This is a genomic window from Nocardioides sp. URHA0032, assembly GCF_000620645.1.
Taxonomy (GTDB): Bacteria; Actinomycetota; Actinomycetes; order Propionibacteriales; family Nocardioidaceae; genus Nocardioides.
In genome coordinates this window covers 63,525-86,746 of the sequence record NZ_JIAV01000018.1, presented here as the reverse complement: position 1 = coordinate 86,746, position 23,222 = coordinate 63,525, and the positions used below count along the sequence as shown (strand labels likewise).

Below are 23,222 nucleotides of genomic sequence, written 5' to 3'. Positions count from 1 at the left end.
GGGGAACTTGTCCAGCTTTCTTTCCGTCCGCGACCTGAAGGTCCACTTCCCGACAGTCGACGGCATCGTCAAGGCGACGGACGGTCTCTCGTTCGACCTGGAGCGGGGCGAGACGCTCGGCATCGTCGGTGAGTCCGGCTCCGGCAAGTCCGTGTCGAGCTCCGCGATCCTGGGGCTGCACCGCAAGACGAGCGCCGTCGTGAGCGGCGAGATCCTGCTCGAGGGCACCGACCTGCTGAAGATCAGCGACGAGGACATGCGCCGCCGCCGGGGCAAGGAGGTCGCGATGATCTTCCAGGACCCGCTGTCGGCGATGCACCCGTACTACACCGTGGGCAACCAGATCGGCGAGGCGTACCGGGTCCACCACGACGTCAGCAAGAAGGCGGCGCGCGCCCGCGCGGTGGAGATGCTCGACCGGGTCGGCATCCCGCAGCCGGACCGCCGCGTCGACGACTACCCGCACCAGTTCTCGGGCGGCATGCGGCAGCGCGCGATGATCGCGATGGGCCTCATCAACAACCCGAGCCTGCTGATCGCCGACGAGCCGACGACGGCCCTCGACGTGACGGTGCAGGCGCAGATCCTGGACCTGCTCCAGGACCTGCAGCGCGAGTTCGAGTCCGCCGTCATCATCATCACCCACGACCTCGGGGTGGTGGCCGAGATGGCCGACGACGTGCTGGTGATGTACGCCGGCCGCTGCGTGGAGTACGGCACCACCAAGGAGATCCTCACGCACCCGGAGATGCCCTACACGTGGGGTCTGCTCTCGAGCGTCCCGGACGTGCTCGGCGACACCAGTGCCCAGCTGGTGCCGATCCCCGGCAACCCGCCGAGCCTGCTGAGCCCTCCGCCCGGCTGTATGTTCCACCCGCGGTGCGCGCACCGAGACAAGGTGCCGGGCGACCTGTGCAGGACGGTCCTCCCGGATCTCGTGCCCGGTACCCGCACCGAGGGCCACCTCAAGCGGTGTCACCTCACCGACCCCGATGCAGTGTACGAGCGAGAGGTCCTGCCCGAGATCGCGCCGGACCTGGTGGAGGAGCGATGAGCAACCAGCGCCCGGACGGCTTCGGGATGCCGAACGACAACCAGTTGCCGGTGACCGGCGGGATGCCCAACGAGGACGCGTTCGGCATCGGGGAGAACGCGGAGGACGACGCCGCATCCTTCGTCGAGGCGGAGCGGGCGCACGCGGCGTCCGTCTTCAGGCCCGACGCCGAGACCATCCTCGAGGTCCGCGACCTGCGGATGTACTTCCCGGTGAAGTCGGCCGGCATCGTCCGCCGCACGATCGGTCACGTGCAGGCCGTCGACGGCGTGTCCTTCCAGCTCCCCGCGGGAGGCTCGCTGGGCCTGGTCGGTGAGTCCGGGTGCGGCAAGTCGACCACGGGCCGGCTGATCACCCGCCTGTACGAGCCCACGGGCGGCTCGATCGTGTTCGACGGCAAGGACATCACGAAGACCTCAGCACGCGGGCTCAAGCCGCTGCGCCGGGAGATCCAGATGATCTTCCAGGACCCGTACACGTCGCTGAACCCGCGGCACACGGTCGGCTCGATCGTCGGCGCCCCGCTGGCGATCCACCACGTGGTGCCGAAGAACAAGATCCTGCCGCGCGTGCAGGAGCTGCTCGAGATCGTGGGCCTGAACCCGGAGCACTACAACCGGTACCCGCACGAGTTCTCCGGTGGCCAGCGCCAGCGCATCGGCATCGCCCGCGCGCTCACGCTCCAGCCGAAGGTGCTGGTCGCGGACGAGCCCGTCTCGGCGCTCGACGTCTCGATCCAGGCGCAGGTCATCAACCTGCTCCAGGACGTCCAGAACGAGTTCGGCATCTCGTTCCTGTTCGTCGCGCACGACCTCGCGGTGGTCCGGCACTTCTGCCCCGAGGTCGCGGTCATGTACCTCGGCAAGATCGTCGAGATCGCCGACCGGGAGACGCTCTACAACCGGCCGAACCACCCGTACACCCAGGCGCTGCTCTCCGCGGTCCCGGACATCAAGCAGGCCTCCGTCGGCGGTCGTCGCGAGCGGATCCGGCTGCAGGGCGACGTCCCGAGCCCGATCAACCCGCCCTCCGGCTGCCGGTTCCGCACCCGCTGCCCGCTGGCACAGGAGATCTGCGCCCGGGTCGAGCCGCCGCTGCTCCAGGTCGGCAAGCGCCACAAGGTCGCCTGCCACTTCGCCGGCGAGCTGGGCCACCACCCGGACCGCCCGGTGACGGCGTCCCTGCTCGGCGTGGACGACAGTGGCACGCCGAACCCCGGTGCGACCCCGAGCGCCGAGGTCGGCAACGAGCCCGGCTTCTCCGACACCTGGTTCGACCTGGAGCGCAAGACGATGGCCAGCGCGTGAGCCGGGTCGCGTAGCCGACCGGCGTCCCGGGACCGGTGACCTCGTCGCCGGCGGTGACCCTGTCACCGGGTCCGGATACGCTCGCTGACGCTGCTACTCGACCAACGGGGACGCCATGGACGACGGACTCTTCGACGCCCCCGGCTCCGCTGCGCGGACCGGGGGCGGTGCGTTGAACGCGAACACGCACGCGTCCGCGCCCCTGGCGGTCCGCATGCGGCCGCGGACGCTCGACGAGCTGGTCGGTCAGGAGCAGCTGCGCGCCCCGGGCTCGCCGCTGCGCCGGCTGGTCGAGGGCGACCAGTCGATGTCGCTGCTGCTGTGGGGGCCGCCGGGGACCGGCAAGACCACGATCGCCTCGATCGTCAGCCAGCAGACGGACCGGCGCTTCGTCGAGGTGTCCGCGGTCTCCGCCGGTGTGAAGGAGGTGCGCGCCGCGATCGACGCCGCCCGCGCCGACCTGGTCTCCGGTGGCAGGGAGACGGTGCTGTTCGTCGACGAGGTGCACCGGTTCAGCAAGGCCCAGCAGGACGCGCTGCTGCCCGGTGTCGAGAACAGGTGGGTCACGCTGATCGCGGCCACGACCGAGAACCCGTTCTTCAGCGTGATCTCGCCGCTGCTCAGCCGGAGCCTGTTGCTCCGGCTCGAGTCGCTCTCGGACGACGACGTCCGTGCCGTGCTCGACCAGGCCCTGACCGACGAGCGCGGGCTCGCCGGGACCGTGAAGGTCGACGAGGACGCCCTCGACCACCTGGTCCGGCTGGCCGGCGGGGACGCCCGCCGTTCGCTGACCTACCTGGAGGCCGCCGCCGGCGCGGCGACCTCCCAGGGCCTCCACACCGTCGACCTCGGCACCGCCGAGACGGCGGTCGACCGGGCCGCCGTCCGCTACGACCGGCAGGGCGACCAGCACTACGACGTCGTCAGCGCGTTCATCAAGTCCGTGCGCGGCTCGGACGCGGACGCGGCGCTGCACTACCTGGCGCGGATGATCGAGGCCGGCGAGGACCCGCGGTTCATCGCCCGTCGTCTGATGATCCTGGCCTCGGAGGACATCGGGCTCGCGGACCCGACCGCGCTCACCACGGCCGTGGCCGCCGCCCAGACCGTGCAGCTGATCGGCATGCCCGAGGCCCAGCTGACACTGGCCCACGCCACGATCGCACTCGCGGTCGCGCCCAAGTCGAACGCCGTCACCACCGCGATCGGGGCCGCGCTCGCGGACGTCCGCGCGGGCAGGATCGGACAGGTCCCCCCGCACCTGCGCGACGCGCACTACTCCGGGGCGAAGACGCTCGGGCACGGAGCGGCCTACAAGTACAGCCACGACGAGCCCTTCGGCGTCGCCGAGCAGCAGTACGCGCCCGACGTGGTGCTGGACCGCGAGTACTACCAGCCCACGCAGCTGGGCGCCGAGGCCGCGATCAGGGAGCGCTGGGAGCGGGTGCGCCGCCTCATCCGTGGCGAGTGAAACCACCACGCGCCGGGCCGCGGGACCCGCGATAGGGTCGGGAACCATGCAGGACTGGATCGTGCCCGCCGCGGCCGTGGTGCTGGCGCTGCTCGCGCTGGGGCTCGCTGCCGCGCTGCTGCGCGCCCGGTCCGGGACCGAGCGCGAGCTCGCCGCCACCCGCGCCGAGACCGTCGCGCTGCGTGCCCAGCTCGACGAGCTGGAGCGCCGGCTGGCGCGGCCCGGGCCACGACCGGCGGACACCGAGTTCGTGATCACCGACCTCGGACGTCCCCGGACCGAGGACCCGGAGCAGCCGGCGCCGCAGGTCGGCGCGGCGCTGTTCACCGACGTCGTACTCCGCGAGACCGTGGTGAAGGCCGCGTCCCTGGCCCACGGCGTCCGCCGGGCGCTCGATCCCGAGAGCCGCAACCGGATCCGGTTCGAGATGAGGCGCGAGGTGAAGCGCTCGCGCAAGCAGCGTCGCACCGACACCCGTCAGGCGCGCCGTGAGTGGGAGGCGCGCGAGCGCGACTCGCTCCGCCGGGACCCGAGGGACTCCGCCGCATGAGGCGCGGGCTCTGGTTCGCTGCCGGGGCCGGTACCGCCGTCTACGTGATGGTGCGGGGCCGGCGTGCGGCCGAGGTGTTCACCGTCGACGGGCTCAAGGACCGGCTCGGCGCGCTGCAGGTGGGCGCCCGGATGTTCCGCGACGAGGTGGCCCAGGGGCAGGCCGAGAAGGAATCGGAGTTGCGCGAGAAGCTCGGCCTCGTGCCTCATGGAACACCTGAGCTCACCGAGGGTCGCCACAAGGCGATCCGGCCCACCGAGGAAGGCAGCACCTGATGGACACCGCCGAGATCCGCCGGAGGTTCGTGGCTCACTTCGAGTCGCACGGACACACCCCGGTGCCGTCGGCCTCGTTGCTGCTGGACGACCCGAACCTGCTGTTCGTCAACGCCGGGATGGTGCCGTTCAAGCCGTACTTCCTCGGGGAGGAGCCCGCGCCGTACCCGCGCGCGACCAGCGTGCAGAAGTGCGTGCGCACCCCTGACATCGAGGACGTCGGCAAGACCACGCGCCACGGCACGTTCTTCGAGATGTGCGGCAACTTCTCCTTCGGCGACTACTTCAAGGAGGGCGCGATCGAGCTCGCCTGGGAGCTGGTCACCAAGCCGGTTGCGGATGGCGGCTTCGGGCTGGAGGAGAGCCGGCTCTACCCCTCGATCCTCGACGGCGACGACGAGGCGCTCGGGCTCTGGAGGCGGATCACCGGACTGCCCGACGAGCGGATCCTGCGGCTCGGCCGCAAGGAGAACTACTGGTCGATGGGCGTGCCCGGTCCCGGCGGACCGTGCTCGGAGATCCTCTACGACCGCGGGCCGGCGTACGGCCCCGACTTCGACCCGGCCGGGCTGGGTCCGGACATGCCGTTCGAGCTCGAGGACCGGCTGCTGGAGATCTGGAACCTGGTCTTCATGCAGGACGAGCTGTCCGCCGTGCGCTCCAAGGAGGACTTCGACATCGCGGGCGCGCTGCCGAAGAAGAACATCGACACCGGCATGGGCCTCGAGCGGGTCGCGTTCCTGCTCCAGGACAAGGCGAACATGTACGAGATCGACGTGATGTTCCCCGTCATCTCGAAGGCCGAGGAGCTCACCGGGCGCCGGTACGGCGCCGACCACGAGGACGACGTCCGGTTCCGCGTCGTCGCCGACCACATCCGCAGCTCGATGATGCTGATCGCGGACGGCGTCACGCCCGGCAACGAGGCGCGGGGCTACGTGCTCCGCCGGCTGCTGCGGCGAGCGGTCCGCTCGATGCGGCTGCTCGGGTACGACGACCCGGCGCTGCCGGAGCTCTTCCCGGTCAGCCGCGACAAGATGGGCGAGACCTACTCCCGGCTGCACCAGGACTGGGAGCGGATCTCGACGGTCGCGTTCGCGGAGGAGCACGCGTTCCGCCAGACGCTGCGGGCCGGGACCACGATCTTCGACCAGGCTACCGACCAGCTGAAGCAGGCCGGCGGCACCCAGCTGTCGGGCGACAAGGCGTTCGCGCTGCACGACACCTACGGGTTCCCGATCGACCTGACCCTCGAGATGGCGGCCGAGCAGGGCCTGTCCGTCGACGAGGCGGAGTTCCGCCGGCTCATGAACGAGCAGCGGCAGCGCGCGAAGGACGACGCGAAGGCGAAGAAGGGCCAGCACCGCGACGCCTCGGCGTACCGCGAGGTAGCCGACGCGATGGGCCGCCCGGTCGAGTTCACCGGCTACGACACCGTCGTCGACGAGGGCTCGGTGCGCGGCATCGTCGCGGCCGGCGGGGTGGTGCGCTCGGCGGGCCCGGGCGAGCTGGTCGAGATCGTCCTCGACCGCACCCCGTTCTACGCCGAGGGCGGCGGCCAGCTCGCCGACCAGGGCGTGATCGAGCTCGAGAACGGCGCGCGCCTGGAGGTGCTCGACGTCCAGTCACCGGTCACCGGCGTGGTCGCGCACCACGTGCGCGTGATCGAGGGCGAGGTCACCGCCGGGTTGTCCGCGCAGTCGCTGGTCGACATCGAGCGGCGGCGGTCCATCTCGCGCTCCCACACGGCCACGCACATGGTGCACAAGGCGTTCCGCGAGGCGCTCGGGGAGACCGCGACGCAGGCGGGCTCGGAGAACTCGCCGGGCCGGTTCCGGTTCGACTTCTCCGCGACCGGCGCGGTCCCGGAGTCGGTGATGGTCGACGTCGAGGCGCGGGTCAACGACGTGGTGCTCGACGACCTCGCCGTGCACGCCGAGATCATGACGCAGAAGGAGGCGGTCGCCTCCGGCGCCATGGCGCTGTTCGGCGAGAAGTACGGCGACCGGGTCCGGGTCGTCAGCGTGGGCGACTGGGCGCGGGAGCTGTGCGGCGGCACGCACGCCGGCAGCTCCGGCAAGCTGGGCGTGATCAAGCTGCTCGGCGAGTCGTCGATCGGGTCCGGGGTGCGGCGGGTCGAGGCGCTCGTCGGCAGCGACGCCTACCGGTTCCTCGCCCGCGAGCACCTCCTGGTCAACCAGCTGTCCGAGACGCTCAAGGTGCGCCCGGAGCAGCTCCCCGAGCGCGTCCACGACATCGTCGAGAAGCTGCGCGTCGCCGAGAAGGAGATTGAGAAGGTCCGCGTCCAGCAGCTGCTCGCCGCCGGTGCTGAGCTGGCCGCCGGAGCGGCGAAGGTCGGGCCGGTCAACGTGGTCGCGCACCGGGCCGACGGCGCTGGCGGCGGTGACGTGCGCACGCTCGCGCTGGACGTGCGCGGCCGCCTGCCCCGGGGTGAGGCCGGTGTGGTCGTCGTCATCGGCGCGGCGGACGGGAAGGTGTCGGTCGTCGCGGCCCTGAACGACGAGGCGCGGGCCCGTGGCCTGAGCGCGAACGACCTGGTCCGCGCGGTCGGCCCCCTGGTCGGCGGCAAGGGCGGCGGCAAGGACGACGTCGCGCAGGGCGGCGGCACCGACAGCACCCGGATCGACGAGGCGCTGGCGCTGGTCACCGCTGAGGTCGGCCGGGTCGGGGGCTGAGCTTGCGCCACGGCGTACGTCTCGGCATCGACCCCGGGGACGCCCGGATCGGGGTGGCGCGCAGCGACCCGACCGGGTTCCTCGCGACCCCGGTCGAGACCGTGCGCCGCGGCAAGGGGGACCTGGCCCGGATCGCGGCGATCGCGGCCGAGGAGGAGAGCGGCTCCCCGGTGCTGGAGGTGGTGGTCGGGCTGCCGCGCTCGCTGTCCGGCGGGGAGGGTCCGGCGGCGGCCAAGGCGCGGGAGTTCGCCGCCGCGGTGGCCCGACGGCTCGCGCCCGTGCCGGTGCGTCTGGTCGACGAGCGCATGACCACGGTGTCCGCGGAGGCTATGCTGCGCGACCAGGGCCGCAAGGGGGGAAAGCGGCGCGCCGTGGTCGACCAGGCTGCAGCGGTGCTCATCCTCCAGCACGCGCTCGACACGGAACGCGCCACCGGGCACCCGCCCGGCGAGATCGTCGAGGAGACCTGATGACCGACGAGCACGACGTGACTCTCGGCGAGGAGCCGCCGCTGATCGGCGACGACACGCCGTACGAGCCGGGCCGGCGTCGCAGCCGGAAGAGCCGCAGCGTGCCGGGCTGCCTGGCGGTGCTGGTCGCGCTCGCCGTGATCGTCGGTGGCCTCTACTTCGTCGTGACGTGGGGCGTCGACAAGATCGGCGACCAGTTCTCCTCGGCAGCCGACTATCCCGGGCCCGGCCACGGCAAGGTCACCTTCGAGGTCAAGAGCGGCGACTCGGCCGGCGCCATCGGCCGGCGGCTCAAGGCCGCGGGCGTCGTGGAGTCCGTCGACGCGTTCATCGACGCGGCCAACGGCAACCCCGACTGGTCGAACCTGCAGGCGGGCTACTTCCCCCTGAAGAAGGAGATGGCGGCCGACGACGTCGTCACCATCCTCGTCGACCCGTCGAACATGGTGAAGAGCACCGTCACGGTCCGTGAGGGGCTGCGGACGGTCGACACGGTCGCCGTGCTGGCCAAGGAGACCGACTTCTCCAAGAAGGACTTCGAGAAGGTCCTCGACCATCCCGAGCAGCTCGGGCTGCCGGACTACGCGAACGGCAACCCGGAGGGGTACCTCTTCCCGGCTACCTACGACTGGGGCCCGGACGCCACGCCGAAGTCGATGCTGACCGACATGGTGACCCGCTGGAAGCAGGCGGCCGACGACGCGGACCTCGAGGGGAGGGCCGCGGAGCTGGGCTACACGCCCGCCGAGCTGATGACGGTCGCCAGCCTGGTGCAGTCCGAGGGCCGCGGCGACGACATGCCGAAGATCGCCCGGGTCATCTACAACCGGCTCGAGGGCGACGAGACCAACGGCCTGCTCCAGATCGACGCGACGGTGAACTACGCGGCGGGCAACCAGCTGGGTGCGGTTCCGACGACGGCGGATCTCCAGATCGACTCGCCGTACAACACCTACACGAACACCGGCCTGCCGCCGACGCCGATCGAGGCGCCGGGCGACGACGCGATCCAGGCGGCGGCCAACCCCGCGGACGGTGACTGGTACTACTACGTGACGGTCAACCTGAAGACCGGCGAGACGAAGTTCGCCGAGACCTACGACGAGTTCCTCCAGTACAAGGCGGAGCTCCAGCACTACTGCGACACCGAGTCGGGCGGTGCCTGCTGAGGTGTGCCGTCCTCGGTGACCCGATCGCCCACTCGCTGTCACCGACCCTGCACCGGGCCGGGTACGCCGCGCTCGGGCTCGAGTGGGAGTACGACGCCGTCCGCGTGGGGGAGGAGGGGCTCGGGCCGTTCCTCGACAGGCTCGACGGGTCCTGGCGTGGGCTGTCGCTCACGATGCCGCTCAAACGGCGCGCGCTGGCACTGGCGACGGCCGTCAGCGACCGGGCCCACCTCGCCGGGGCGGTGAACACCCTGGTCGTCGAGGACGGCGCGGTGGTGCTGGCCGACAACACCGACCTGCCGGGCGCGGTCGCGGCCGTCCGCGAGCGCTACGGCGGGCCGGTGACCACGGGCACCGTGCTCGGCGGCGGAGCGACCGCGGCGTCGACGGGCCTGGCGCTCTGCGAGCTGGGCGCCACGGCGGTCCGGCTGCTCGCGCGGACGCCCGGGCGCGCCGCGGACACCGCGGCCGCGATCGCCGCGCACCCCTCCGCTCCCCACGTCGAGGTGCTCCCGCTGGCCGGGGGCGAGGTCGTCGGCGAGGTCGTGGTCTCGACCGTGCCGGCCGCCGCGCAGGACGCCGGGCTGGTCGCTCGGTCGGCGTCGACGCCGGTGGTGTTCGACGTCGTCTACGACCCGTGGCCGACGCCGCTGGCGGCAGCCGTCGGCGGGGACCGCGTGCTGGTCGGTGGCCTCGACCTGCTGGTCCACCAGGCCGTGCTCCAGTTCGAGCTCTTCACCGGGCAGCCCGCACCGCTCGACGCGATGCGGGAGGCGGGCGAGCGGCAGCTCGCGTCCCGACAGGCCCCGGGGTGAGCGTCGACCCGGCCGCGGTCGCGATCGGGGCCGTCGCCTGCAGCGCCGCCGGGTTGCTGGTGCCGGTGCTGATCCGGCGGGTCCCCGAGCCGGCTCCGGACCCCGAGCACCCGAAGACGCCGTACTCCGCCATCGCGGCCGAGCGCACCCTGCCGGCCGTCGCCGTCGGCTGCTGCCTGGTGTCCGGGGGGCTGGTCGGTCTCGGGGTCGGGCTCGCGTGGCCGCTGGTCTTCCTGCTCCCGCTGGTGCCGGTCGGCGTCGCGCTCGCGGTCATCGACCTGCGGACCCGGCTGCTGCCGACGGTCGTCGTGTGGCCGACGTTCGCCGCGGTCACGGTGCTCGGCTGCCTGAGCGCCTGGCTGGAGGGCGACGCCGACGCGCTGGTGCGGGCCGGTGCCGGAGCCGCTGCCGTGTTCGCGTTCTTCTACGCGCTCTGGTGGATCCACCCGCCCGGCATGGGCTTCGGCGACGTCCGGCTCTCGGCGGTGCTCGGGTTCGCGCTGGCGTACCTGGGCTGGGCGGAGGTGCTGGTCGGCGTCTACAGCGCGTTCCTGGCGTTCGCCGTGCCGGGTCTGCTCCTCGCGGTCCTCCGGCGCGACCGGGGCGTGCTGAAGGCGGCGTACCCCTTCGGCCCGTTCCTGCTGGCTGGTGCCCTCGCCGGCGTGGTGCTCGCCGACCCGCTCTGGACCGGTCTCGTCTCCGGGTGAGGGTGAATCCCCACCGGACCGGTCGTGAAAGACTGGCGGCATGCTGCGCTGGCTGACCGCGGGTGAGTCCCACGGCCCTTCCCTGGTCGCGATCCTCGAGGGGTTGCCCGCCCATGTCCGCATCACCTCCGCCGACGTCGCGGACTCCCTGGCCCGGCGGCGGCTGGGCTATGGCCGCGGCGCCCGGATGAAGTTCGAGCAGGACCAGGTCACGCTGGTCGGCGGCGTCCGGCACGGCGAGACGATCGGCGGTCCGGTCGCGATCGAGGTCGGCAACACGGAGTGGCCGAAGTGGGAGAAGGTGATGTCCGCCGACCCGGTCGACCGGGCCGAGCTGGACGCACTCGCGCGCAACGCGCCCCTGACCCGGCCCCGGCCCGGCCACGCGGACCTGGTCGGCATGCAGAAGTACGACTTCGAGGAGGCGCGCCCGATCCTCGAGCGCGCGTCCGCCCGCGAGACGGCCGCGCGGGTCGCGCTGGGCCGGGTGGCGTCCAACTTCCTGGAGCAGTCCGTCGGTGCCCGCGTCGTCTCCCACGTCATCGAGCTCGGCGGCGTCCGCGCGCCCTCCGGCCTGTGGCCGGAGCCGGACGACGTCGCGCGCCTCGACGAGGACGAGGTCCGCTGCCTGGACCCGGGCACCAGCGAGCAGATGGTCGCCGCGATCGACCAGGCGCATAAGGACGGCGACACGCTCGGCGGCGTCGTCGAGGTCGTGGTGCACGGGCTGCCGCCGGGCCTGGGCTCGCACGTGCACTGGGACCGCCGGCTCGACGCCCGGCTGGCCGGTGCGCTGATGGGCATCCAGGCGATCAAGGGCGTCGAGGTCGGGGACGGCTTCGAGCTGGCGGCCACCCCCGGTTCGCAGGCGCACGACGAGATCGTGCCGACCGACGAGGGCCTGCGCCGGGTCAGCGGCCGCTCCGGCGGCACCGAGGGCGGCATGAGCACCGGCGAGGTGCTCCGGGTCCGCGCCGCGATGAAGCCGATCGCCACCGTGCCCCGGGCCCTGCGGACCGTGGACGTCAGCACCGGCGAGGAGGCGGTGGCGCACCACCAGCGCTCGGACGTGTGCGCCGTACCCGCCGCCGGCATCGTCGCGGAGGCGATGGTGGCGCTGGTGCTCGCCGACGCGGTGCTCGAGAAGTTCGGGGGCGACTCGGTGACCGAGACCCAGCGCAACGCCCGGGCGTACCTCGACTCGCTCCGCTACCGATGATCGTGCTGATCGGCCCGATGGGCGCCGGCAAGACGACGGTCGGCGGCCTCGTCGCCGCGCGCCTCGGCTCCTCCGTCCGCGACACCGACCACGACGTGGCGGCGACGACCGGCCGGACCATCGCCGACATCTTCGTCGACGACGGCGAGGAGACCTTCCGCGCGCTGGAGCGGGAGGCGGTCGCCGCGGCACTGGCCGAGCACGACGGCGTGCTCGCGCTCGGCGGGGGAGCGGTGATGGACCCCGGCACCCGCGAGCTGCTCGCCGGTCACGACGTGGTGTTCCTGCGGGTCGGGCTCGCCGACGCGGTCAAGCGGGTCGGTCTCGGCACCTCGCGCCCGATGCTGCTCGGGAACGTCCGCAGCCGGATCAAGACCCTGCTCGACGAGCGCACCCCGGTCTACGAGTCGGTCGCCACCCTGGTCGTGGACACCGACGGGCGGAGCCCGGAGGATGTCGCGGGGGAGATCGTCGCAGCGCTGGCAGGAGAGGAGCCGTCGTGACGCCGAGGAAGGTGCGGGACACCGTGGTGCGGGTCGCCGGCGCGTCGCCGTACGACGTCGTGGTCGGCCACGACCTGGCCGAGCGGCTGCCGCAGATGCTCGGGGTCGGCGTGCAGCGCGTCGCGGTCGTGTTCTCCGACGTGCTCGCGGAGCTGGTCCGGCCGGTGCTCGACTCGCTGGCGGCGGCGTACGACGTGATGGTGCTGCCGATCCCGGACGGGGAGCGCGCCAAGAAGGCCGCCGTCGCCGTCTCGTGCTGGGAGGCGCTCGGCGACGCCGGGTTCACCCGCTCCGACGCGATCGTGACGTTCGGTGGCGGGGCGACGACCGACCTGGGCGGCTTTGTGGCCGCGACCTGGCTGCGGGGGGTGCGGGTCGTGCACGTGCCGACCACGCTGCTCGGCATGGTCGACGCGGCGGTCGGGGGGAAGACCGGGATCAACACCCGCAGCGGCAAGAACCTCGTCGGTGCGTTCCACGAGCCGGCCGGCGTGCTCTGCGACCTGAGCCTGCTGCGCTCCCTGCCGCGCGCCGAGCTGGTCGCCGGCCTGGGCGAGGTCGTGAAGTGCGGCTTCATCGCCGACCCGGCGATCCTGGACCTCGTCGAGGACCACGACGCGGGCACGATCACCGCCGACTCCGCGGTCCTCCGCGAGCTCGTCGAGCGCGCCGTCCGGGTGAAGGTCGACGTGGTGACCGCGGACCTCAGGGAGACCGGCGGCTCCGGTGGTCACCCGGGTCGCGAGGTGCTCAACTACGGCCACACCATGGCCCACGCGATCGAGCGCACCGAGAACTACCGGATCCGGCACGGCGAGGCGGTCTCGATCGGGTGCGTGTATGTCGCCGAGCTGGCCGCGCGGGCCGGCACGCTCGCCGCCGACGTCGTCGACCGGCACCACGAGGCGTTCGCACGCGTCGGGCTGCCCACGACGTACTCCAAGGCGTCCTTCGAGGACCTGCACAAGGCGATGGGCATCGACAAGAAGGCGCGCGGCTCGCAGCTGCGGTTCGTGGTGCTGGCCGACCTCGCCGTACCGACGGTGCTGGCCGGGCCGTCGGTCGTAGACCTCCGCGACGCCTACGCCGCGATCGGTGGCGCCCGATGACGCCGGTCCTGGTCCTGAACGGCCCGAACCTGGGCCGGCTCGGCCGGCGGCAGCCGGAGATCTACGGCCGCACGACGCACGCCGAGCTCGCCCACCAGTGCGTGGCGTGGGGTCGCGACCTCGGCATCGACGTCGAGGTGCGGCAGACCAACCACGAAGGCGAGATGCTGGACTGGCTGAACGCCGCCGCCGACGACGGGAACCCCGTCGTGCTCAACGCCGCCGCGTGGACGCACTACTCGTACGCGATCCTCGACGCCTGCGCGCAGTTGACCGCACCCCTCGTGGAGGTGCACATCTCCGACCCCCACCAGCGCCCCGAGGAGTTCCGGCACACCTCCGTCGTCACGCCGTACGCCGCCCAGGTGGTCGCCGGCCACGGCACCGACGGCTACCGCATCGCCCTCGAGGCCCTCGCCCGCCGTTGAATCGGGGACTTCCACCACTCGGGTCGGGAGTTTCTGGTCGCTCCGATGTCCGAATCTCCCGAGTGAACCGTCCGAAGTCCCGACTCGACCGTCAGCGCGGGAACCGAACGGATGAGGGGGCCGTCCGATCCGCCATGAACGGCAACGTGACGGTGAGCGTGCGCAGCATCCTTCTCGCGGCCCTCGTGGCCCTGGGCCTGGTGGTCGCCTACCTGCTGGGCAGCGGCGGCGGGGGCGGAACGCCGGCCCAGGCGGCCGAGGACCGGACGGACAGCACACCCTCACGGGTGCTGACGATGACCGGCAGCGGCGACGCGACCGCCGTGCCCGACCAGCTCTCCTTCGGCGTCGGCGTCACCCTGACGCGCACCGACCTCGGAGCCGCCCTGGACGCCGCGAGCACGACCATGGAGCGGGTGCTCGGCTCGCTGGCGAAGTATGACGTCGCGAAGGGCGACGTGCAGACCACCGGCCTGTCCATGACGCCGGTGTATGACTACCACCCCTACGACCCGCCCACGATCACGGGCTACCGCGTCACGCAGCGCGCGGCGGTCCTGGTCAAGGACCTCGAGAACGGCGGCGAGGCGGTCGCGGCGGCCGTCGCCGCCGGCGGCAACGACGTGCGGATCTCAGGGCTGCGGTTGCTGGTCGGTGACCCGGACGCCGCCACGGCCAGGGCTCGCGACGCGGCGGTCGCCGAGGCGAAGGCCAAGGCCGAGCAGTACGCCGCGGCGTCCGGCCAGACGCTCGGCGAGGTCATGACGCTGCGCGAGGTGCACGTCAAGCCGCTGCCGAGCCCCACGAACGGCGTCTCGCTGGCGCGCGGGCTGAGCTACGACGCCGCAGCGATGCAGCCGCTGCCGATCAGGGCCGGCAAGGAGCGCACCACCGTGACCGTGCGGATGGTGTGGGAGCTCGCGTAGCGGGATTCTGCCGCGGGCAGGTCCTGCCGATAGACTCGTGCGCTGGTGCCCGGAGACCGGGCGACCTCCCGAACCCACCGACGTACGAAGGCTGACACGCGCGCATGGCAACGACGAACGACCTGAAGAACGGCATGGTTCTCAACATCGACGGCCAGCTCTGGGCGGTCGTGGAGTTCCAGCACGTGAAGCCGGGCAAGGGCCCCGCCTTCGTGCGCACCAAGCTGAAGAACGTCGAGTCCAACAAGACCGTCGACAAGACCTTCAACGCCGGCACCAAGGTCGAGACCGCCACGGTCGACCGCCGCAGCATGCAGTACCTCTACAACGACGGCTCGTCGTACGTCTTCATGGATGTGCAGAGCTACGAGCAGCTCGAGATCAGCCCGGAGATCGTCGGCAACGCCGCGAACTTCCTGCTGGAGAACCAGGAGGCGGTCGTCGCCACCAACGACGGCCGCGTGCTGTTCATCGAGCTCCCGGCGTCCGTCGAGCTCGAGATCACGTTCACCGAGCCGGGTCTCGCCGGCGACTCGGCGACCGGCCGCACGAAGCCGGCCACGCTCGAGACCGGTCACGAGATCCAGGTCCCGCTGTTCATCAACCAGGGCGAGAAGGTCAAGGTCGACACCCGCGACTCGTCCTACATGGGCCGTGTGAAGAGCTAGTGGCGGCACGCTCCAAGGCCCGCAAGCGGGCGCTGGACGTCCTCTACGCGTCCGAGCTGCGCGGGGAGTCGCCGGTCGACGCCCTCGAGCGCGCGATGGCCGAGGGCGAGGGCCCGACGAACGACTACACCGCCGTGCTCGTGCGCGGCGTCGAGGAGCACCGCGCCCGGATCGACGAGGTGCTGGCGTCGTACTCCGAGGGCTGGACGCTCGCGCGGATGCCCGCGGTGGACCGGAACGTGCTGCGGCTCGGCGTCTGGGAGCTGCTGTACGCCGCTGACGTCCCCGACCCGGTCGCCGTGTCCGAGGCGATGGCCCTGGTGCGGGATCTCTCCACCGACGAGTCCCCACAGTTCGTGAACGGCGTGCTCGGGGCGGTCGTGAGGAACAAGGAGTCCCTAGTCTGAGCACATGAGTGCTCACGAGGTGGACCTGGTCGTCATCGGCACCGGACCCGGCGGCGAGGCTCTCGCCAACGCGGCAGCCTCGGCAGGGCTCGACGTCGTCGTCGTCGAGAAGCACCTCGTGGGCGGCGAGTGCCCGTACTACGGGTGCATCCCCACCAAGATGATGGTGCGCGGTAGTGACGCGGTCGCCGAGGTACGCCGGGTGCCCCAGGTCGCCGGCGAGGCCACGATCACGCCGGCGTGGTCGGTGGTCGCGCGGCGCATCAGCGAGGAGGCCACGGCCGGCTGGGACGACACCATCGGGGTCGAACGCCTCGAGAAGGTCGGCGCCACCGTTCACCACGGTGTCGGCCGGCTGGCCGGGACCGGCCGGGTGGTCGTCGAGACCCCCGCGGGGGAGACGCTCGAGCTCACCGCCCGCCGCGGGGTGCTGGTCAACCCGGGCACCCGGCCGGCCGTCCCGCCGGTCGAGGGGCTCGCGGACACGCCGTACTGGACCAACCGCGACGCGGTCCGCCTCACCGAGCTGCCGGGCTCGGTGGCCATCGTGGGCGGCGGCCCGATCGGCTGCGAGCTGGCGCAGGTCTTCGCGCGCTTCGGCGTGCGCGTGACGGTCATCCAGCACGGGTCGCGGCTGCTGGCCGCCGACGAGCCGGAGGCCTCGGCGCTGGTCGAGAAGGTGTTCGCCGAGGAGGGCATCCGGGTGCTGACCGACGTCGAGCTGGTCCGGGCGGCGTACGCCGACGGCGCCTTCGTCCTCACCCTCGACACCGGCGAGCAGCTGACCGCCGACAAGGTGATGGTGGCCGCGGGGCGGGTGCCGAACCTCGACGACCTCGGCCTGGAGACGGTCGGGCTCGACCCCGCCGCGCGGACCCTCGAGGTCGACGAGTGGCTACGGGCCGGCGAGAAGCTCTGGGCGATCGGCGACGTGACCGGCCACGGCGCGTTCACCCACGTCGCGATGTACCAGCAGGCGATCGCGTTGCGCGACATCCTCGGGCAGGGCGGGGCGCCCGCGCAGTACCACGCCGTGCCGCACGCGACGTTCACGGACCCGGAGGTCGGCGGCGTCGGCATGACCGAGCAGGCGGCGCGTGACGCCGGGCTGCGGGTCCGCACCGGGTCCACGGACCTGGCCGCCTCATCACGTGGTTTCACGTACGGCCCGGGCGGGCACGGACTGATCAAGGTCGTCGAGGACGCCGACCGCGGGGTCCTCGTAGGAGCAACCGCAGTCGGCCCGGCCGGAGGGGAGATCCTCGGCTTCCTGGCCGTCGCGGTGCACGCGGAGGTCCCCGTCCCCACCCTGAGGTCGATGATCTATGCGTACCCCACGTTCCATCGCGCGATCGAGGCCGCTCTCGCGGACCTCTCGTGAGGACCGCCTGAAGCAGATCGGACGCGTCGGGCTCGTCGCCTACGGCGTCGTCTACCTGATCATCGGATGGCTGGCGGTCCAGCTCGCGGTCGGCGACCGCCAGGGCAACCCGTCGAGCACCGGCGCGCTCCGCGAGCTCGCGCAGCAGCCGCTCGGCGAGGTGCTCGTCTGGGTCGTGTCGATCGGCATGCTCCTGCTCGCGCTCTGGCAGGCGGTGGAGGCGGTCCTGGGCGACGACGGCGCCGGCCAGCGGCTCGCGTGCGCCGGCAAGGCGCTCGTGTACGCCGTGATCGGCTTCAGCGGCATCCGGGTCGCGGTCGGCGCCGGGTCCTCGAGCAAGGGCTCGGACACCTGGACCGCGAAGGTGCTGGACCTGCCGGCCGGCCAGGTGCTGGTCGGTCTCGTGGCCCTGGCGATCATCGGGTTCGGTCTGTACGAGATCTACCGCGGGTGGAGCGACAAGTTCGCCAAGGAGCTAACCCAAGAGGGTCGTCGCGGCGCGGCGGGCACGGCGTACCTCTGGTTCGGCAGGGCCGGCTGCGTCGCCCGGGGCGTGGCCTTCGTGGTCGTGGGAGGGCTGTTCGGCTACGCCGCGATCACCCACGACGCGAAGAAGTCCGGCGGCCTCGACCAGGCGCTCCTCGAGGTGCTCGACCAGCCCTACGGTCCGCTGCTGCTCGTCCTGATCGGGCTCGGCCTGGCCTGCTTCGGGCTCTTCACGCTGGCCCGGGCGCGGCACCTACGTCGCTAGGCCGCCCACCGCCGCGACGGCCGCGTCCACCTGGTCGGGTGTCGTGACGATGCTCGGGCCCAGGCGCAGGTACGACGTCCGGTACGGCGTGGCGCTGGCGACGATGCCCTGCTCGCGGAGGGCGAGCACGGCGTTCGCGGACATCGTCCCCGACACGTCGACGCACACGATCCCCGCGGACACTGCCGGGTCGGCCGGCGTGATCAGCGTGACCGCGGTGTCCGCCAGGCCCTCCTTCAGCCGGCTCGCCTGCTCGACGGTGCGCTGCACGACCGCGCCGCGGCCGATCCGCTGCTGGAAGGCGAACCCGTCCGCCAGGGCCCACCGGTGCTCGAAGGAGTGGTACCCGCCCGGCGTCAGCCGGCCGGCCGGGCTCTCTGGCGTGAACGACGGGATGATCTCGGTGAGGGGCGACCAGCTCGCGGCCCAGACGACGCCGGTGCCACGCGGACCGAACAGCCACTTGTGCGTGCCCGCCGCCAGGAAGTCGCAACCGAGGTCGGGCAGGTCGACGTCCACCGCGGCGAAGCCGTGCACGCCGTCGACGCACAGCAGCACGCCGTCCGGGAGGGCGTCGGCGATCTCCCGCACCGGGGTGCGGACGCCGGTGCCGGAGTGCACCCAGGTGATGGCGACGACCCGGGTGCGCGGAGTGACCGCCGCGAGGAGCCGGGTGACCATCTCGTCGACGGTGGCGGACGCCGGGTCGTCGTACAACGTGACGCGGGTGATCCGGGCGCCGGTGCGCAGGTGCAGCAGCCGGAGCGCCTCCTCGGTGGCGGCGAAGTCGTGCGTGGTCGTGAGCACCTCGTCGCGCGGGGTCGGCGCGAGGCCGCCGTAGACGATGCCGAGACCCATCGTGGTGCTGTCGGTGAGCGCGTAGTCCCCGGCCGCCCCGCCGTGGAACCGCGCCGCGGCGGCCCGGGCACGGTGCTCGAGCCGGAGGCCGTCGGCCAGCGCCTGCTCGGTGTCCCAGCCCAGCCGCGCCCGGTAGTGGTCGATCGCGGCGTTCACCTGGGCGGAGTGGGGGGACAGGACGAACGCCGCGAACTGGCCGAGGTCGAGGTCCAGCGGGAACTGGGCGCGCACCGAGTCCCAGTCGGCCGGGTCGAAGTCGGGCACGGCGAGCTCGGTGGCCGGCGCGCTCGGGCCGTCCGCGCTCGGGGCAGCGGTGGGGGCGCGCGTGTCGTCGTCGCAGCCCGCGACCACGGCGACGGCGCCACCGACCAGTCCGGCGCCGAGAACGGCACGGCGGGTGGGGAGAGGCATGGTCCATGATGCGCCGCACGAGGGTGTGACCCGCGGGATTTCGGGGAAGGACGTCCGCAGTGCGGGGACCCACCTGCCATCTCGAGGAGGCATCGATGTCGCAGGACGCATGGAGCTCGGGCGGCTCGCGACACGAGGAGGACAACACCAGCGACCGGCTGTACAAGCCGGAGGACCTCGCGGAGTACGCCGCCCGCCGGGACGCCAGGTCGGTGGCCGGCCCCGGCGGTCGCCCGGACCCGCTCGGCGACCCGCTGAGCGACCCGATCCCGGAGGCGATCCCTGCTGCCGAGGTGCCGGGCGCGCCCCAGGCGCCGGCCGCGCCCGCGTTCCCGATGCCGACCGCCCCGCCGCCGTCCGCGCCGCCCCCGGCGTACCGCCTCCCGGTCACGACCGAGCCGGTCGCGGAGGCGCCGGCGCCCGGGGAGGCCGAGGTGCGCCGGTTCATGTCCGCCACCGACTTCCTGGACCGTCGCGACGCCGAGCAGGACCACGGCCCGGCGACCTGGGGCTGGCGAGGTGCGGTACGCCGCTGGAGCGGCGGGCTGGTCAACCCGAGGATGGGCGCCGCGGAGCGGGCCCACGAGGACGACCGCCGCTCGATCCAGCGCGACTTCGACGGCCCGCGCACGATCGCGTTCATCAACCCCAAGGGCGGCGCCGCCAAGACCACCGGGGTGCTGGCCGCGGGCTACACGTTCGGCACCGTCCGCGGCGGCGGCGTGGTGGCGTGGGACAACAACGAGACCCGGGGCACCCTCGGCATCCGGGGCACCCGCAGCACGCACCGCAACACCACCCGTGAGCTGCTCGAGGACCTCGAGCGGTTCACTGACGTCTACCAGTCGCGGATCGGCGACCTGGGCGCGTTCGTGCGCTCCCAGGGCGACGCGCACTTCGACGTGCTCGCCTCCGACGAGCGCCCCGACGTCACCGGCACCATCCGCGCCCAGGACTTCGACGCGGTCCACAAGCTCCTCGAGCGGTTCTACCGCGTCATCCTGATCGACACCGGCAACAACATGCGCGCCGAGAACTGGCTCGCCGCCGCCGGCGCCGCCGACCTGCTGGTCGTCACGTCGACGGTCCGCGAGGACACCGGGTACAGCGGCCTGTGGATGCTCGACGCGCTGCAGGATGCCGGGTACCAGAACCTCAAGTACAAGGCGGTCACGGTGCTCTCCGACCCGTCCGCCCAGGTGGACAGCAAGCTCGCCGACGACCTGGTCGACGTCTACCAGCAGCGGACCCGCGGCGTGTACCGGGTCCCGTACGACCCGGCGCTGGTCGCCGGCTCGGTCGTCCCCTACGCCCAGCTGTCGCAGAACACCCGGATGCAGTGGCTCAAGGCCTGCGCCGGGATGGCCGCCGCGCTGTGACCGGCTGACCCCTGAACCGCTGACCCGTCGCTTCTGACCCCTCTCGGGGGGCCGGAACCGACGGGTCAGTCTTGTCCCGCGTGGTTACCTCGGGGTCATGCGCGCAGTCGTCTACCGCGAGACCGGCCCGTCCTCCGTCCTGCAGGTCGTGGAGCGGGAGGTCCCCGAGCCGGGCCCCGGCGAGGTCCGGGTCCGCGTCGTCCGCTCCGGCGTCAACCCCACCGACTGGAAGTTCCGCGCCGGGATGATGAGTGGGCACGACGAGGTGACGCCCGGCCAGGACGGTGCGGGCGTGGTCGACGCCGTCGGGCCCGGGGCCGGGACGCATCGGGTGGGCGACCGGGTGTGGCTGGTGCTCGCGCAGCACGGCCGGGCCTACGGCACGGCCGCGGAGTACACCGTCCAGCCGGCCGCCCGCGTCATCGCGCTGCCCGACAACGCGGACTTCGACCTCGGCGCGAGCATCGGCGTACCGGCGGTGACCGCCCACCGTGCGCTGACCGCGCACGAGGAGGGCCCGACCACGCTCGGACCCGGGACGCTGGCCGGACGCGTCGTGCTGGTGGCCGGGGGAGCGGGCGCGGTCGGCAACGCGGCGATCCAGCTGGCCCGCTGGTCCGGGGCGACGGTGGTCACGACGGTGAGCAGCGACGAGAAGGCCGTCCTCGCGACGGGCGCCGGTGCCCACCACGTCGTGAACTACCGGACCGGCGACCCCGCGGACCGGATCAGGGCGGTCGCGCCCGACGGCGTGGACATCGCCGTCGAGGTCGCGCCGGCGCAGAACATCGGCCTCGACCTCGACGTCGTCAGGGTGCACGGGCTGGTCAGCATCTACGCCAACAACGGCGGTGACGAGCTGAGGATGCCGCTGCGCGCGGCGTTCGGGAAGAACCTGCGCTTCCAGTTCCTGATCCTCTACACGCTCGCCGACGACCTGGTGCGCGCGGCGACCGAGGACGTGACGGCCGCGGTGGCCGCCGGCGCGCTGCGGGTCGGCGAGGACGCCGGTCTCCCGCTGCACCACTTCCCGCTCGAGGACACCGCGGCCGCCCACGACGCGGTCGAGGCCGGCGCGGTGGGGAAGGTGCTCGTCGATCTCCCGGACGCGTGACCACTGCCGTGGTTGGCTGGAGGCGTGGCGAAGCCGTGGTGGGTCGTGGCCGGCGTGGTGCTGGTGCTCCTCGGCCTCCTCTGGACCCTGCAGGGCACCGGCGTCATCGAGGGCAGCTCGATGAGCGACACGACGACGTGGTCCGTCGTCGGCCCGGTCGTGGTGCTCGCCGGGCTCGCGCTGGCCGCCCTCGGCGTCCGCGGTCGGAGGCCCTGAGCCCGTGTCCGAGCCGCAGGAGCGCTCGGAGCTGGACGGTACGCCGGTCGGCCGCCGGGTCGTGCTCGGGCTCCTCGGCCTCGGTGTCGTCGGCGTCGTCACCGGGAGCGCCGTCCAGGACGCCCTGAGCAGGCTCGTGGCGCACGACCCCACCGGGCTGTCGCAGCTGGTGCCGCTGGGCAGCGCGTTCCGCTACTACTCGGTCACCGGGAGCGTCGAGAGCCGCGACGCCTCGTCGTACTCCCTGTCGGTCTCCGGCCTCGTCGCCCGCCCGGCGACCTACACGCTGGCCGACCTCCAGCAGCTCCCGCAGGTCTCGATCACGCGCGACTTCCACTGCGTCACGGGGTGGTACGTCGACGACGTGCCCTGGACCGGCGTCCGGCTCTCGCACCTGCTCGACCTCGCCGCGCCGACCTCCGACGCGGTGGCGATCCGGTTCCGGTCATTCGACGGCGTCTACACCGAGAACATGACGCTCGAGCAGGCCCGCGCCGACGACGTGCTGGTGGCCCTGACCATGTACGGCGAGCCGGTGACCCACCAGCACGGTGGCCCGGTGCGGATCTACGCGGCACCGATGTACGGCTACAAGAGCACCAAGTGGCTCTCGGGGATCGAGCTGACCGACCGCGACATCCCGGGCTACTGGGAGGACCGCGGCTACCCGCTCGACGGGATCATCGGCGAATGAGCGACCAGCTGCCCCGCTTCGCAGCGGTCGAGCGCGTCGTGCACGGGACACTCGGGGTGCTCATGATCGCCTGCCTCCTCACCGCGGCCGTCCTCTACAACGGCTCGCTGGCCCTGGCCGTCGGACACCGGCACGCCGTCGAGCTCGTGCACGTGTGGTCCGGCTTCGCGCTGCCGGTCCCGTTGCTGCTCGGCGCCGCGTCGTCGGCGTACCGCACCGACGTACGCCGGCTGAACCGCTTCACCCCCGCCGACTGGCAGTGGCTGCGCAGCAAGGACCGCCGGAGCGGCCGGATCCGGGTCGGGAAGTTCAACGCCGGGCAGAAGCTCAACGCGGCGCTCTCCGCGGGCGCGATCCTGCTGCTGCTCGGCACCGGCACGCTGATGTTCTTCACCGGGCTGGTGCGGCTGGCGTGGCGCTCCGGCGCGACGTTCGTGCACGACTGGGTCGCCCTGGCCCTGGGGCTGCTGGTGATCGGGCACCTCGTCTTCGCCCTCCGCGACGGCGAGGCGCTGCGCGGGATGTGGTCCGGCCGGGTCTCGGCCCGCTGGGCTCGCCGCGAGCACGCCGCGTGGGTGGACGAGGTGCGGCCGCCCCCGGCCGGCTGAGGTATGGTTCCTGCGATCGACATCCTTTAACGAGCC

Annotated in this window: 25 protein-coding genes; 24 read left to right on the top strand and 1 reads right to left on the bottom strand. The window is 72.6% G+C overall.

Annotation, left to right across the window (positions count from 1 at the left end):
• Window positions 1–7 precede the first annotated feature (7 nt).
• From N538_RS0107265 to N538_RS24210, 19 genes are all read left to right on the top strand, one after another.
• Window positions 8–1,054: an ABC transporter ATP-binding protein gene (locus N538_RS0107265; RefSeq protein ID WP_028636769.1), complete on the top strand. Its 1,047-nt coding sequence runs from the start codon at window positions 8–10 to the stop codon at window positions 1,052–1,054.
• Complete coding sequence (locus tag N538_RS0107260; RefSeq protein ID WP_269320323.1) at window positions 1,051–2,361, top strand: ABC transporter ATP-binding protein; 1,311 nt, start codon at window positions 1,051–1,053, stop codon at window positions 2,359–2,361. The genes N538_RS0107265 and N538_RS0107260 overlap by 4 nt, the downstream gene beginning before the upstream one ends.
• 115 nt (window positions 2,362–2,476) lie before the next feature.
• Window positions 2,477–3,832 carry a replication-associated recombination protein A gene (locus tag N538_RS0107255; RefSeq protein ID WP_028636767.1) on the top strand — a complete coding sequence of 452 codons (1,356 nt, stop codon included), beginning with the start codon at window positions 2,477–2,479 and terminating at the stop codon, window positions 3,830–3,832.
• A gap of 46 nt (window positions 3,833–3,878) precedes the next feature.
• Entirely contained in the window at window positions 3,879–4,382 is a 504-nt protein-coding gene (locus tag N538_RS0107250) for a hypothetical protein (protein WP_028636766.1), read from the top strand.
• On the top strand, window positions 4,379–4,657 hold the full coding sequence (locus tag N538_RS24225; RefSeq protein ID WP_051548928.1) for a DUF6167 family protein: 279 nt from the start codon (window positions 4,379–4,381) through the stop codon (window positions 4,655–4,657). Before N538_RS0107250 ends, N538_RS24225 begins: the two co-directional genes overlap by 4 nt.
• The gene (gene alaS / locus N538_RS0107240; protein ID WP_028636765.1) at window positions 4,657–7,353 is read left to right on the top strand and encodes an alanine--tRNA ligase; all 2,697 of its coding nucleotides are present in this window, start codon (window positions 4,657–4,659) and stop codon (window positions 7,351–7,353) included. The genes N538_RS24225 and alaS overlap by 1 nt, the downstream gene beginning before the upstream one ends.
• A gap of 2 nt (window positions 7,354–7,355) precedes the next feature.
• Window positions 7,356–7,823, top strand: coding sequence for a Holliday junction resolvase RuvX (ruvX, locus tag N538_RS0107235; protein WP_028636764.1), 468 nt, complete (start codon window positions 7,356–7,358; stop codon window positions 7,821–7,823).
• On the top strand, window positions 7,823–8,992 hold the full coding sequence (mltG, locus tag N538_RS0107230; protein WP_028636763.1) for an endolytic transglycosylase MltG: 1,170 nt from the start codon (window positions 7,823–7,825) through the stop codon (window positions 8,990–8,992). Before ruvX ends, mltG begins: the two co-directional genes overlap by 1 nt.
• On the top strand, window positions 8,962–9,807 hold the full coding sequence (locus N538_RS0107225) for a shikimate dehydrogenase (protein ID WP_331279517.1): 846 nt from the start codon (window positions 8,962–8,964) through the stop codon (window positions 9,805–9,807). The genes mltG and N538_RS0107225 overlap by 31 nt, the downstream gene beginning before the upstream one ends.
• A complete protein-coding gene (locus tag N538_RS24220) occupies window positions 9,804–10,514 on the top strand; it encodes a prepilin peptidase (RefSeq protein ID WP_051548923.1) in 711 nt (236 codons plus the stop codon). The genes N538_RS0107225 and N538_RS24220 overlap by 4 nt, the downstream gene beginning before the upstream one ends.
• Window positions 10,515–10,554: 40 nt before the next feature.
• Entirely contained in the window at window positions 10,555–11,733 is a 1,179-nt protein-coding gene (gene aroC, locus N538_RS0107215; protein WP_028636761.1) for a chorismate synthase, read from the top strand.
• Entirely contained in the window at window positions 11,730–12,236 is a 507-nt protein-coding gene (locus tag N538_RS0107210; protein WP_036569781.1) for a shikimate kinase, read from the top strand. The genes aroC and N538_RS0107210 overlap by 4 nt, the downstream gene beginning before the upstream one ends.
• An 11-nt stretch (window positions 12,237–12,247) precedes the next feature.
• Window positions 12,248–13,345 carry a 3-dehydroquinate synthase gene (gene aroB, locus N538_RS0107205; protein ID WP_051549019.1) on the top strand — a complete coding sequence of 366 codons (1,098 nt, stop codon included), beginning with the start codon at window positions 12,248–12,250 and terminating at the stop codon, window positions 13,343–13,345.
• A complete protein-coding gene (locus tag N538_RS0107200) occupies window positions 13,342–13,773 on the top strand; it encodes a type II 3-dehydroquinate dehydratase (protein WP_028636758.1) in 432 nt (143 codons plus the stop codon). Before aroB ends, N538_RS0107200 begins: the two co-directional genes overlap by 4 nt.
• Before the next feature lie 134 nt (window positions 13,774–13,907).
• Window positions 13,908–14,699 (top strand): SIMPL domain-containing protein, encoded by a 792-nt coding sequence (locus N538_RS24215; protein ID WP_051548921.1) that lies wholly within the window; start codon window positions 13,908–13,910, stop codon window positions 14,697–14,699.
• A 104-nt stretch (window positions 14,700–14,803) separates the two neighbouring features.
• Window positions 14,804–15,367, top strand: a complete 564-nt coding sequence (efp, locus tag N538_RS0107190) for an elongation factor P (protein ID WP_028636757.1) — start codon at window positions 14,804–14,806, stop codon at window positions 15,365–15,367.
• On the top strand, window positions 15,367–15,774 hold the full coding sequence (gene nusB, locus N538_RS0107185; protein WP_028636756.1) for a transcription antitermination factor NusB: 408 nt from the start codon (window positions 15,367–15,369) through the stop codon (window positions 15,772–15,774). Before efp ends, nusB begins: the two co-directional genes overlap by 1 nt.
• A gap of 4 nt (window positions 15,775–15,778) precedes the next feature.
• Window positions 15,779–17,155 carry a dihydrolipoyl dehydrogenase family protein gene (locus N538_RS0107180; protein WP_028636755.1) on the top strand — a complete coding sequence of 459 codons (1,377 nt, stop codon included), beginning with the start codon at window positions 15,779–15,781 and terminating at the stop codon, window positions 17,153–17,155.
• Window positions 17,100–17,906 carry a DUF1206 domain-containing protein gene (locus tag N538_RS24210; RefSeq protein WP_036569779.1) on the top strand — a complete coding sequence of 269 codons (807 nt, stop codon included), beginning with the start codon at window positions 17,100–17,102 and terminating at the stop codon, window positions 17,904–17,906. Before N538_RS0107180 ends, N538_RS24210 begins: the two co-directional genes overlap by 56 nt.
• On the opposite strand, the gene N538_RS0107170 is transcribed toward N538_RS24210, so the two are convergent.
• Window positions 17,895–19,175 carry an aminotransferase class V-fold PLP-dependent enzyme gene (locus N538_RS0107170; RefSeq protein ID WP_028636754.1) on the bottom strand — a complete coding sequence of 427 codons (1,281 nt, stop codon included), beginning with the start codon at window positions 19,173–19,175 and terminating at the stop codon, window positions 17,895–17,897. The two genes, N538_RS24210 and N538_RS0107170, sit on opposite strands and share 12 nt — an antisense overlap.
• 95 nt (window positions 19,176–19,270) lie before the next feature.
• Between N538_RS0107170 and N538_RS0107165 the strand changes: the two genes are divergently transcribed.
• The 5 genes from N538_RS0107165 to N538_RS0107145 all read left to right on the top strand — a co-directional run bounded on the left by N538_RS0107165 (window position 19,271) and on the right by N538_RS0107145 (window position 23,186).
• Window positions 19,271–20,554, top strand: a complete 1,284-nt coding sequence (locus tag N538_RS0107165; protein WP_028636753.1) for a hypothetical protein — start codon at window positions 19,271–19,273, stop codon at window positions 20,552–20,554.
• Between the two features lie 97 nt (window positions 20,555–20,651).
• Window positions 20,652–21,668 carry an NADPH:quinone reductase gene (locus N538_RS0107160; protein ID WP_028636752.1) on the top strand — a complete coding sequence of 339 codons (1,017 nt, stop codon included), beginning with the start codon at window positions 20,652–20,654 and terminating at the stop codon, window positions 21,666–21,668.
• A gap of 24 nt (window positions 21,669–21,692) precedes the next feature.
• On the top strand, window positions 21,693–21,884 hold the full coding sequence (locus N538_RS0107155) for a hypothetical protein (RefSeq protein WP_028636751.1): 192 nt from the start codon (window positions 21,693–21,695) through the stop codon (window positions 21,882–21,884).
• A 4-nt stretch (window positions 21,885–21,888) separates the two neighbouring features.
• Entirely contained in the window at window positions 21,889–22,578 is a 690-nt protein-coding gene (locus N538_RS0107150) for a molybdopterin-dependent oxidoreductase (RefSeq protein WP_028636750.1), read from the top strand.
• A complete protein-coding gene (locus N538_RS0107145; protein ID WP_051548920.1) occupies window positions 22,575–23,186 on the top strand; it encodes a cytochrome b/b6 domain-containing protein in 612 nt (203 codons plus the stop codon). Before N538_RS0107150 ends, N538_RS0107145 begins: the two co-directional genes overlap by 4 nt.
• The last annotated feature ends 36 nt before the right edge of the window (window positions 23,187–23,222 follow it).